The sequence below is a fragment of the Mesorhizobium sp. M7D.F.Ca.US.004.03.1.1 genome, from assembly GCF_003998635.1.
In the GTDB taxonomy this organism is placed as follows: Bacteria; Pseudomonadota; Alphaproteobacteria; order Rhizobiales; family Rhizobiaceae; genus Mesorhizobium; species Mesorhizobium loti.
The window spans coordinates 1-10,373 of record NZ_RZQG01000122.1 but is presented as its reverse complement, the minus strand read 5'-3'; the positions used below and the strand labels follow the sequence as shown (position 1 = coordinate 10,373).

The window sequence follows — 10,373 nt, the reverse complement described above, 5'->3', positions numbered from 1 at the left end:
GGGTGGCGAGGACCGCCGCCCCGCCGACACCGCCAATGGCTCCACCCAGGATTTTGGGAAGCTGACCCATCGCCGCCGTCTTGAGCGCCGCACCGACCGCCTGACCACCGATGATACCCGTAATCACCTGTATTATGATCGGAAGAAGCGTGTTCATGTCCATATGATTAGTCCCTCCATAGCTGCCAGCCTCCCGGGCCGACAGCATCATGAGACGCCGAATTGGACGAAAGTCAAATGCAGGAACGCTTAAATAAAAGGGGCGGCCCTAAAACCGCCCCTGCTTGCTAAAAAAGCTGTGACTTTCGTTATTCTGCGGCGATCGCGTGCTTGGGCTGAACGGCGGCAGAATAGTCATTCATAAGGTTTTTGGCGATTTCACCGACCTCGAATCGGTAAGGTCCGATCTCCGAAACCGGCGTTACTTCCGCTGCCGTCCCGGTCAGGAAGCATTGCTCGAAGCCCTCGAGTTCTTCCGGCAGGATGGCGCGTTCGATCACCTCCAGGCCGCGATCCTTGGCCAAGCCAATGACCGTGCGGCGGGTGATGCCGTCAAGGAAGCAATCGGGCTTGGGCGTGTGGATCTTGCCGTCCTTGACGAAGAAAATGTTGGCGCCGGTCGCTTCGGCGACCTGGCCACGCCAGTCGAGCATCATGGCGTCGGCATAGCCCTTGGCCTCGGCGGCATGCTTGGACATGGTGCAGATCATGTAGAGGCCGGCGGCCTTCGACTTGGAAGGTGCGGTGCGCGGGTCTGGCCGGCGCCATTCCGCCACATCGAGGCGGATACCTTTCAGCTTCTGTGCGGGATCGAAATAGCTCGGCCATTGCCAGATGGCGATGGCGCAGTTGATGCGGTTGTTCTGCGCCGAAACGCCCATCTGTTCACTGCCGCGCCAGGCGATCGGCCGGACATAGGCATCCTGGAAACCCTGCTTCTTCAGAAGCGTGGTGGAGGCGTCGTTGAGCTCCGCCACCGAATAGGGAACCTTGAAGCCGAGCAGGCGCGCCGATTCATGCAGGCGCTCGGTGTGTTCATTGAGCTTGAAGATCTCGCCGCCATAGGCGCGCTCGCCCTCGAAGACGGCGCTGGCGTAATGCAGGCCATGGGTCAGCACATGGATCTTGGCGTCACCCCATTGGACGAATTCGCCGTTCATCCAGATGAAACCATCCAGTTGGTCGAAGGGAACGGATGCCATGGTAACCTCCCGCGGGCGGCAGCCCGCATAGTGTTGTATCGTTGGTGTTTCGTGTCGGCCGCCCAAAGCGGCTTTTATGCTGGAGCGTAGGCGGATAATTGCGCTCTGGCAAACTCAGGAAGTTCCGGAAAAACCGGCTTCCCTTGCCTTTTCGTTCGCAATCCGTCCAAAAGCTTGTCAAAAATTACCATTGCAGGGAAATTACGTCAATAGTACTGACATAATCTCTCTTTCCTACGGAGAAATGATGACGGATCGAAGCCACGCAGCCGGAAAACCGATCAGGACCGCGATCACCGACGAGGACGGCATCGACTTCGCCATCATCGAGCTGCTCTTCTTCGCCTATCGTGACTTCACCTCCGATCCGGACCAGATTCTGGCCGATTACGGTTTCGGCCGGGCTCACCACCGGGTGCTGCATTTCGTCAACCGCAGGCCCGGCCTGACGGTCGCCGAACTGCTCGACGTGCTGAAGATTACCAAGCAGAGCCTGGCCCGCGTGCTCAAGCAATTGATCGACACCGACCATGTCGTGCAATTGCAAGGGCCGCGCGACCGCCGCCAGCGCGAGCTTTATCCGACGGCCAAGGGCCGTGCGCTGGCGCTGGCGCTAGCGCGGCCACAGTCGCGCCGCATCCATGCTGCATTGGGAGATTCCGGAATAACCGAACGGATCCTGGTGGAACGGTTCCTCGAAGCGATGGTCAATCCGGAACTGAGGGCGCAGATCGACGTTGGATCCGCAAAGATGTCAGGGAAAAGCCATGGAGAGCACTGAACGGGTCGATCATGCGGCCGCACCGGACGACGACGCGCCACATCTGCTTGTGGTCGACGACGACACCCGCATCCGCAATCTTCTCAAGCAGTATCTGACCGAAAACGGCTTTCGCGTCACCGTCGCCGGCAATGCAGGCGAAGCCAGGCGCAAGCTTGCCGGCCTCGACTTCGACCTTCTGGTGCTGGACGTCATGATGCCTGGCGAGACGGGCGTCGACTTGACCAAGTCGCTGCGGGCCGAAAAGAACGTACCGATCCTGATGCTGACGGCGCTGTCGGAGACCGACAGCCGCATCTCAGGGCTGGAGGCCGGCGCCGACGACTATCTGCCAAAACCCTTCGATCCGCGCGAGCTGATCCTGCGCATCAACAACATCCTGCGCCGCGGTGGCCCTGCCACCACGCCCAAGGTCGAGCAGCTGGTCTTCGGCCCCTACACCTTCCAGATCGCCAGACGCGAATTGAAGCGTGGCGGCGAGGCGCTGAAGCTGACCGACCGCGAGCAGGAGATCCTGGCGATCTTCGCCGCGCGGGCAGGCGAGACGATACCCCGCCACGAGCTTGTCGGCGACGATTCGGAAGTCGGCGAGCGCACCATCGACGTCCAGATCAACCGGCTGCGCCGCAAGATCGAGCGCGATCCGTCCAATCCGGTCTGGCTGCAGACCGTACGCGGTATTGGGTATCGGCTCAGCGTGGAATAGAATGCCGCCTGCGGCTGGCTGAACGGCTGCGGGCAAGCGAAAAGAGCGAATGGCAACCACGGAACTGGAACAGCCGGGCAATGGCGGCTTGAGCGCACGCGCCACGCGGACGCTGAAGGCGGTGCCGCGCGCTTGGAACCGCTTCTGGCGCCTCGTCTCGCTCTACATGCCAAAGCGGCTCTATGCCCGCTCGCTGATCATCGTCATCGCGCCGATGATCCTTCTGCAATCGGTCGTCGCCTTTGTCTTCATGGAACGCCATTGGGCAACCGTGACGCAGCGCCTGTCGCAGGCCACCGTGCGCGACATCGCCGCCATCATCGACCTGATCGAAACCTATCCGCGCGACGCCGACTACACCAACATCATCCGCATCGCCCAGGACCGCATGCAGCTGAAGGTCGACCTCTTGCCGCCCGACCCGCTGCCCGCGCCCGGCCCAAAGCCGTTCTTCTCGATTTTGGATGATGTTCTGTCGTCCGAGATCACGCGCCAGATCAATCGACCGTTCTGGATCGACACGGTCGGCAATTCCAACATCGTCGAGGTGCGCGTCCAGCTCGAGAACAAGGTGCTGCGCGTCTTCGTGCGCCGCAGCCAGGCCTATGCCTCGAACACCCACATCTTCCTGATCTGGATGGTCGGCACCTCGCTGGTGCTCCTGATGATCGCCATTCCCTTCCTGCGCAACCAGATCCGGCCGATCCTGACGCTTGCCGAAGCCGCCGAAAGCTTCGGCAAGGGCCGGCCGATGCCGCGCGATTTCCGGCCGCGCGGCGCCGAGGAGGTCCGCCGCGCCGGCTTTGCCTTCATGCAAATGCGCGAGCGCATCGAGCGCCAGATCGAGCAACGCACCGCCATGCTCACCGGCGTCAGCCATGACCTGCGAACCATCCTCACCCGCTTCAAGCTGCAGCTTGCGCTTTCCGGCGGCAAGGCCGAGACCAAGGCGGCGCTCGACCAGGACATCGACGACATGCAGTCGATGCTCGAAGGCTATCTCGCTTTTGCCCGTGGCGAGGCTTCGGAAGACGCCGGACGGTTCGATCTCGAGGCCTATTTCGAGAAGCTCGGCGAGGAAGCCAGGCTGCGCAAGCGCAAGCTGTCGACGACGCTTGCCGGCGACCCCGATGTGCATGTGCGGCCGAACGCCTTTGCCCGGCTGATGTCCAACGTCATCGGCAACGCCTTCCGCTATGCCAAGACGGTGGAGGTCAACGCCACCCATGGCCGCGGCTCGCTTCTGGTCACCATCGACGACGATGGTCCGGGCATTCCCGCAGACCGGCGCGAAGACGTGTTCAAACCGTTCGTGCGGCTCGACGAGGCCCGCAACCTCGATGCCAGCGGCACCGGGCTCGGCCTGTCGATTGCCCGCGACATCGCCCGCAGCCATGGCGGCGACATCACCCTCGACGACAGCCCGCTCGGCGGACTTCGCGCCGTCATCCAGGTTCCGGCATAGTCGGCGGAGGACGGGCTTCATCCGCCCGTCATGAAACCATGGTCAAGAGCGCGCATGAAGCGCGCGACCTCAATTGATTCGGCCCTGCCGCCTCACTTCGACCCCGTGCCCGCCCGGGTGCGCTGGAGCGAAGCGAGAGCCGCAGGCTGGTCGCCGTTCCGGCATCGTCTCAAGGCAACCGTCGACCTTTCCTGCAAAGGGCCGCCATGCGCATACTGATGGTCACCGACGCCTGGCGCCCGCAGGTCAACGGCGTCGTCCACACGCTGGAGCGGCTCACCGAAACGCTGAAATCCTTCGATGTCGCGGTGGATTTCCTGACGCCCAACATCTTTCGCACCTTGCCCCTGCCGACCTATCCCGACATAAGGCTGGCGCTGACCACGCCCGGCCATGTCGCTCGCCTGATCGAAGCCGGCAAGGCGGACCACATCCACATCGTCACCGAGGGTCCGCTCGGCATCATGGCGCGGCGCTATTGCCGCAATGCCGGCCGGCCGTTCACCACCAGCTACCACACGCGCTTTCCCGAATATCTCAGCGCCCGCCTGCCGGTGCCGGAAAGCTGGGCTTATCGCTGGCTGCGCGATTTCCACAATTCCGGCCAGGGCACGCTGGTCGCCACCCAGTCGCTCGCCGACGACCTTTCGGCGCGCGGCTTCACCAAGCTGCGGCCGTGGACGCGCGGCGTCGACACCGATCATTTCCGCCCTGACAAGAAGAAGGATCTCGGCTTCCCCGGCCCGATCTTCCTCTGCGTCGGTCGCGTCGCCATCGAAAAGAACCTCTCCGCCTTCCTCGACCTCGACCTGCCGGGCAGCAAGGTTATCGTCGGCGAAGGCCCCGAGCTTGCCAGGCTGAAGGCGAAGTACCCGCAGGCGCATTTCCTCGGCCATCGTCCCAATGACGAACTGGCCGAGATCTATGCCTCGGCCGACGTCTTCGTCTTCCCCAGCCGCACCGACACCTTCGGCAACGTCATCATTGAGGCGCTGGCCAGCGGCACGCCGGTCGCCGCCTATCCGGTGACCGGGCCGATCGACATCGTCGGCGATGGCTTTGGCGGCGCGGTCTCCAACGACCTGCGCGAGGCCTCGCTCGCCGCGCTCAACGTCGACCGCGCGCAGGCACGCGAACGCGCCATGCGCTACAGCTGGAAAGCTTGCGCGGAAATGTTCCTCGACACGGTCGAGGAAGCGCTGGGCACGACGCGCAAGCTGGCGGCCTAAGCGTGCGTCAGATCAAATGATTCAAATGATAATGCAGTCCAAGACTGTATAATCATCGACAGCTAATATAAAGCGCGCCGCCATCTCACCCTCCCAAAGACATGGAGAATCCATAATCTTTGTCGGCGACTCAAAATTTACCATTTCTACCTACATTGCGGCATGTTCGAAGCAACAGCCTCCAACAAAATCAACAGTTACACGAGCCATTTCATCAGGCCCGAAGGTATCTTGCTGATTGTTCTACTGGTGATGGCTCTCTTGCCAGTACTGCTCGTCGACATACCGGCTATGGCAGACTATCCAAATCATCTCGCAAGAATGTCGATCCTGATGCGCGCCGGCACGCCCGGGGCCCATCCCTACTATGAAGCCGCGTGGGCACCCTACCCTAATCTAGCCATGGATCTCATTGTCCCGTTCGCTGGACGCTTGATCGGGATCGAGTTGGCATCAAGGCTCTTCTATCTGATCGCGCAAATGCTGGTCGTTAGCGGAGCAATGGCCGTCGGAGCGGCCGCGCAGGGGCGTGTGATCCTCAGCGGCTTCGTTGCTTCGCTCTTCCTCTACGCCATGCCTTTCGCTTTCGGATTCGTGAATTTCGAATTCGCGTTCGGGATCGCTCTTTGGGCCGTCGCGGTCTGGATTTGGCTCGCGGAAAGACCTTTGCCGCTGCGCCTCGCCATCCACGCCGTCTTCGTCGTGGTTCTGTACATCTCCCACTTATTTGCCCTCGGCCTGTATGGCATCGTGGTGGGGCTGTACGAGCTCTCGCGCTGGCCCGACCATATTGAGAACTGGAAACGCACGATCTTGCTGGTTGCCGGAATGGCTGCTCCCGTCGTCGCAGTTGGCGCCCTGGCGCTCGCCTTCGGCGGCAAAGTGGGTGGCGAAGGAACCGAATGGGCCCTGTCCGCAAAATTGGTAGCACTGGTTCAAGTCAACGGCTTCAGCAGATACACTTCCTCAGCCGTGACGGTGGTGCTGACCATTCCCACTTACCTTGCGGTGAAGCACAGGATGGTGACGGTCTCTCGCGTCGGCTGCTGGATAGGCATTGGGCTCCTGTGCCTGTTCATTATCATGCCGTTTCGCATTGCAGACACGGCCTTTGTCGACGGGCGCGTTCTTCTGGCACTTATTCTGATCCTGCCAGCTTTCGTCACGATCAAGTGTCCGCAAGGCCCGCGCAGAACACTTTTCGTCGCGCTGGCGTTTGGCGTCGGGCTTGCAAACAGTGGCATCACGATCTGGGCGCAATTGTCGTGCCGCAGCGAATATCGTACGCTTATGACCGCGTTCGACGCCATTCCAATGGGCTCGCGAATCCTTACCGGCCAGAATGGCTCTCCAGACGACCCACCAACGAATCTGCTCCTTTATCCAATGTACAATGCTGCCGCGTTGGCCGTAGTCACACGCGATGCTTTGATGCCAACGCTGTTCACCTATCCGGGAAAACAGCCGGTGAGGCCCCGGCCGGAAGTAGCAAACCTGACCGTACCGCAAGGCGGGCCTATCCCGATGTCTGAGCTGGAGGCCTACGCCGCTGGTGCATCCCCACCGGTCGAGGCGGCGTATGCAGCGCATTGGACCCGTGACTTTGACTATCTGCTGGTAATCGGGCCGGAGAGTGGCCCGCCACGACACGGCAACCTTGAATTAATCGCCGAAGGCAAGCAGTTCAAATTATACAGGATAAGGAAATTGGTCGACGCGGACAGGAAAGCCGATGATGTTCACGCGCGCCACTCCTGTCACGTCATCCGCATCGAATCCATGCTGAAGCATCAGCCGAAAAGGATTATCAATCTATCCCGGTTCGCCTGAAGGCGTGGGTTCTGATCCTCAGTTGGGATCCTAAAACAGCCGCCCGCCATCCGGCACCTTGCGCTCGATGGCACCGAGCACAACGGCGCCCTCCTCATCGGGAAAGCCGAGCGTCAAAACTTCCGACATGAACGGGCCGATCTGGCGCGGCGGGAAATTGACCACCGCGAACACCTGCCGGCCGATCAGCGTCTCCGGCGCATAGTATTTCGTGATCTGCGCCGACGATTTCTTGATGCCGATGTCGGTGCCGAAATCGATCTTCAGCTTGAATGCGGGCTTACGCGCCTGCGGGAACGGTTCGGCCTCCACGATCGTGCCGGCGCGGATATCGACACGATCGAAATCGGCAAAACTGATCTCGGGCTTGCGCTCGCTGCTCGAACTCATCTTGGTCTTTAACTCAGGCGTTGCCGTAGGTCTCGAACAGCACGCCGGCCAGTGCGTCCTTGGCCGAGGTTCCGGACCAGACAACGAACTGGAAGGCCTGGAAATAGCATTCGCAGGCTTCCAGCGCCGACGACAGCAACACTTCAACCTGCTGGCTCGACGGCTCGACCCCGCCGGCCAGAAGCAGCGACTGGCGGAACATGATCGCGCCCTCCTGCTCCCAGAGGTCGAAATGGCCGAACAGCATCTGCTCGTTGATCAGCGACAAGAGCCGCATCACTTCCAGCGCACGGGTCTCCGGCACCTTGATGTCGAAGGCGCAGGCCAGGTGCAGCGCCTCGAAATCCTCCATCCACGAGAAGGAGACGTGATAGTCGGTCCAGCTTCCGGCAACCGAGATCGAAATCTCGTCGTCGCCGGCCCGCTCAAAGGACCAGTCGTTGTTGTGGGCCACCTGCTCGATAACATCCACCGGATGGATTTCGCGGGAGAATTCGAGTTCGAGAAGTTCCATGGAATGCTTCCTGTCGTTCTGTACGAGCGCGCCACACGCTCCGCGGGAGGGCACACACAACGAACAATCTTGTCTAGAACTCGGACGGTCAGGACTTTCTTCGCGCAAAAGACTACTTCTCGACACAAAGACCCCAGACCGGACCCCACCGCCCGGCCGCATGACCCTGCTCCGAATCATGCAACAAATTCAGTCTATTGATCGGGAGTCGCGTGAACAGCCCAATTTTTCGCACTGCGTCATTCGCATGTGGAAAGCCGCTGTCACAAAGATTCATGCAATGCCGTTAAGCGATTCACGGCAAAGCGCTTTTCAGGATCGGGCTATGTGGAAAAGTTTAACGATTATTTTTTTGCGCGGGGCTTGGCCGCCGCCGCTGGTGCGGCGTCACCGGCCAGTTCGGCAAGCTTCGCCTCGAGCGCCTCGATGCGGGCGGCAAGGCGGGTGTTTTCTTCCCGAGCCTTGGCGGCCATCTCGCGCGCGGCTTCGAACTCTTCGCGCTGCACCACGTCCATGGTGTTGAGAATGCGTTCGGCCTGCCCCTTGAACGCGGTCTCCACCTCACGGCGCACGCCCTGGGCGGCGCCGGCGGCGTCGGTCATCAGCTTGGCGAATTCATCGAGAATGCGGTTCGGTCCGGTCGACATGGCAAATCCTCGCGCTTGCTTGAATTGAGTTAGTGGCGCTGCGCGCGGAATGCAAGAACGTTGAAGGCAGCTGCGGCATCAAGTCGGGAGCATCTACCTTGCCTTGACCCTGCCAAAACCCTGCCGCATGGTCCGCGCCCAAGCGCGATTGCAACCGAGAGTTCCCCGTTGAACGAATATTTCCTGCTGCCCCTGGCTTCCTTGCCCTTCCCCAACATCAACCCGATCCTCATCCAGGTCGGACCGCTGGCGGTGCACTGGTACGGTGTCGGCTACATCGTCGGCATCCTGTTCGCCTGGTGGTACGCCAAGCGGCTCGCCGCCAATGCCAGGCTGTGGCCGAACGGCGTCCTGCCGATGAAGCCGGAGGACCTCGACGATTTCATCGTCTGGGCGGCCATCGGCGTCGTGCTCGGCGGCCGCACCGGCTATGTGCTGTTCTACGACCTGCCGCGTTACATCGCCCACCCGCTCGACATCTTCGCCGTCTGGCAGGGCGGCATGTCGTTCCATGGCGGCCTGCTCGGCGTCATCCTTGCCATGACGCTGTTCTCCATCAAGCGCGGCATCCGCACCTGGTCGCTGTTTGACGTCGTGGCGGCCGGCGTGCCGGTCGGCCTTGGCCTGGTGCGCGTCGCCAATTTCATCAATTCCGAGCTCTGGGGCCGGCCAACCGACATGCCGTGGGCGTTCGAATTCCCCAATGGCGGGCCGTTTGCCCGTCATCCGAGCCAGCTCTACGAGGCGCTGCTCGAGGGCGTGGTGCTGTTCCTCGTGCTGCGCATCCTCACCCATTCGCGCCTCAAGCTGAAAACGCCGCGCTTCGTCGGCGGCGCCTTCATCTGCGGCTATGGCCTGTCGCGCATCTTCGTCGAGTTCTTCCGCGAGCCCGACCAGCAGCTCGGCTATCTCCTCGGCACCAACTGGCTGACCATGGGCATGATCCTTTCTACCCCGATGGTGCTGGCCGGTATCTGGGCGATGCTGACCGCCAAGCCGGTGGCACAGCCGCAGCCGGCATGACACGGCTGAAAACCCGCATCGTCGACCTGATCGAGGCCCTGGGGCCGCTTCCCGTCAACGAATACATGGCGCTGTGCCTGTTCGACCCCGAGGACGGCTACTACACGACGCGCGAGCCCTTTGGTGCGGCCGGCGACTTCATCACCGCACCCGAGATCAGCCAGATGTTCGGTGAACTGGTCGCTGTGTGGATGTACCAGGCTTGGGCAGCGAGCGGCCGGCCGCTGCCGGCCACCATCGCCGAGATCGGCCCCGGTCGCGGCACGCTGATGAAGGACATGCTGCGCACGCTGTCGCGGCTTGATCCCGATCTGGCCAACGGCGTCATCTTCGCCATGATCGAGACCAGCCCGCGCCTGACAGAGGTCCAGCAACAGACGCTTGGCGTCACACCTTTCGCGGTTCGCTGGCACGAGACCATCGAGACCTTGCCGCAACAGCCGCTGTTCATCGTCGGCAACGAGTTGTTCGACGCCGTGCCCGTCCGCCAATTCGTCCGCGCCGGTGCCGGCTGGCGCGAGCGCATGGTTGGCCTCGATGACACCAATGACCTTTGCTTCTTCGCCGGCGCCGGCTCGGTCGACCC

General features: G+C 61.7%; 11 protein-coding genes. 7 read left to right on the top strand and 4 right to left on the bottom strand.

The genetic code is table 11. The features are described 5' to 3' along the window. Positions 1–308: 308 nt before the first annotated feature. The gene (locus EN935_RS10130) at positions 309–1,202 is read right to left on the bottom strand and encodes a branched-chain amino acid aminotransferase (protein ID WP_127266173.1); all 894 of its coding nucleotides are present in this window, start codon (positions 1,200–1,202) and stop codon (positions 309–311) included. A 247-nt stretch (positions 1,203–1,449) separates the two neighbouring features. On the opposite strand from EN935_RS10130, the gene EN935_RS10125 reads away from it, so the two are divergent. From EN935_RS10125 to EN935_RS10105, 5 genes are all read left to right on the top strand, one after another. Beyond that, entirely contained in the window at positions 1,450–1,983 is a 534-nt protein-coding gene (locus EN935_RS10125) for a MarR family transcriptional regulator (protein ID WP_164758034.1), read from the top strand. Further along, positions 1,970–2,689 (top strand): response regulator transcription factor, encoded by a 720-nt coding sequence (locus EN935_RS10120; RefSeq protein WP_013530014.1) that lies wholly within the window; start codon positions 1,970–1,972, stop codon positions 2,687–2,689. Before EN935_RS10125 ends, EN935_RS10120 begins: the two co-directional genes overlap by 14 nt. A 49-nt stretch (positions 2,690–2,738) precedes the next feature. Further along, positions 2,739–4,154, top strand: a complete 1,416-nt coding sequence (locus tag EN935_RS10115; RefSeq protein WP_109659799.1) for an ATP-binding protein — start codon at positions 2,739–2,741, stop codon at positions 4,152–4,154. A gap of 206 nt (positions 4,155–4,360) precedes the next feature. Then, positions 4,361–5,383 (top strand): glycosyltransferase family 1 protein, encoded by a 1,023-nt coding sequence (locus EN935_RS10110; RefSeq protein ID WP_109659797.1) that lies wholly within the window; start codon positions 4,361–4,363, stop codon positions 5,381–5,383. Between the two features lie 162 nt (positions 5,384–5,545). After that, positions 5,546–7,213, top strand: coding sequence for a hypothetical protein (locus EN935_RS10105; RefSeq protein ID WP_164757771.1), 1,668 nt, complete (start codon positions 5,546–5,548; stop codon positions 7,211–7,213). A 30-nt stretch (positions 7,214–7,243) separates the two neighbouring features. Here the strand turns inward: EN935_RS10105 and EN935_RS10100 are convergent, their stop codons facing one another. The 3 genes from EN935_RS10100 to EN935_RS10090 all read right to left on the bottom strand — a co-directional run bounded on the left by EN935_RS10100 (position 7,244) and on the right by EN935_RS10090 (position 8,764). Further along, positions 7,244–7,603, bottom strand: coding sequence for a tRNA-binding protein (locus tag EN935_RS10100; protein WP_109659793.1), 360 nt, complete (start codon positions 7,601–7,603; stop codon positions 7,244–7,246). 13 nt (positions 7,604–7,616) lie between these two features. Next, positions 7,617–8,117 carry a YbjN domain-containing protein gene (locus EN935_RS10095; RefSeq protein ID WP_013893499.1) on the bottom strand — a complete coding sequence of 167 codons (501 nt, stop codon included), beginning with the start codon at positions 8,115–8,117 and terminating at the stop codon, positions 7,617–7,619. Between the two features lie 344 nt (positions 8,118–8,461). Then, entirely contained in the window at positions 8,462–8,764 is a 303-nt protein-coding gene (locus EN935_RS10090; protein WP_109659791.1) for an accessory factor UbiK family protein, read from the bottom strand. A gap of 168 nt (positions 8,765–8,932) precedes the next feature. Here EN935_RS10090 and lgt point away from each other — a divergent pair, with 168 nt between their 5' ends. Further along, on the top strand, positions 8,933–9,787 hold the full coding sequence (gene lgt / locus EN935_RS10085) for a prolipoprotein diacylglyceryl transferase (protein WP_127264939.1): 855 nt from the start codon (positions 8,933–8,935) through the stop codon (positions 9,785–9,787). Continuing rightward, the coding region (locus tag EN935_RS10080) for an SAM-dependent methyltransferase (RefSeq protein ID WP_206534508.1) at positions 9,784–10,373 on the top strand (590 nt) is incomplete at its 3' end. The genes lgt and EN935_RS10080, both read left to right, overlap by 4 nt.

Bases quoted from the DNA above. Each gene is read 5' to 3' on its own strand.
- EN935_RS10115 (WP_109659799.1), top strand. From the start codon at position 2,739: ATGGCAACCACGGAACTGGAACAGCCGGGCAATGGCGGCTTGAGCGCA.
- EN935_RS10105 (WP_164757771.1), top strand. From the start codon at position 5,546: ATGTTCGAAGCAACAGCCTCCAACAAAATCAACAGTTACACGAGCCAT.
- EN935_RS10095 (WP_013893499.1), bottom strand. From the start codon at position 8,117: ATGGAACTTCTCGAACTCGAATTCTCCCGCGAAATCCATCCGGTGGAT.
- EN935_RS10120 (WP_013530014.1), top strand. From the start codon at position 1,970: ATGGAGAGCACTGAACGGGTCGATCATGCGGCCGCACCGGACGACGAC.
- EN935_RS10125 (WP_164758034.1), top strand. From the start codon at position 1,450: ATGACGGATCGAAGCCACGCAGCCGGAAAACCGATCAGGACCGCGATC.
- EN935_RS10090 (WP_109659791.1), bottom strand. From the start codon at position 8,764: ATGTCGACCGGACCGAACCGCATTCTCGATGAATTCGCCAAGCTGATG.
- EN935_RS10130 (WP_127266173.1), bottom strand. From the start codon at position 1,202: ATGGCATCCGTTCCCTTCGACCAACTGGATGGTTTCATCTGGATGAAC.
- EN935_RS10110 (WP_109659797.1), top strand. From the start codon at position 4,361: ATGCGCATACTGATGGTCACCGACGCCTGGCGCCCGCAGGTCAACGGC.
- EN935_RS10100 (WP_109659793.1), bottom strand. From the start codon at position 7,603: ATGAGTTCGAGCAGCGAGCGCAAGCCCGAGATCAGTTTTGCCGATTTC.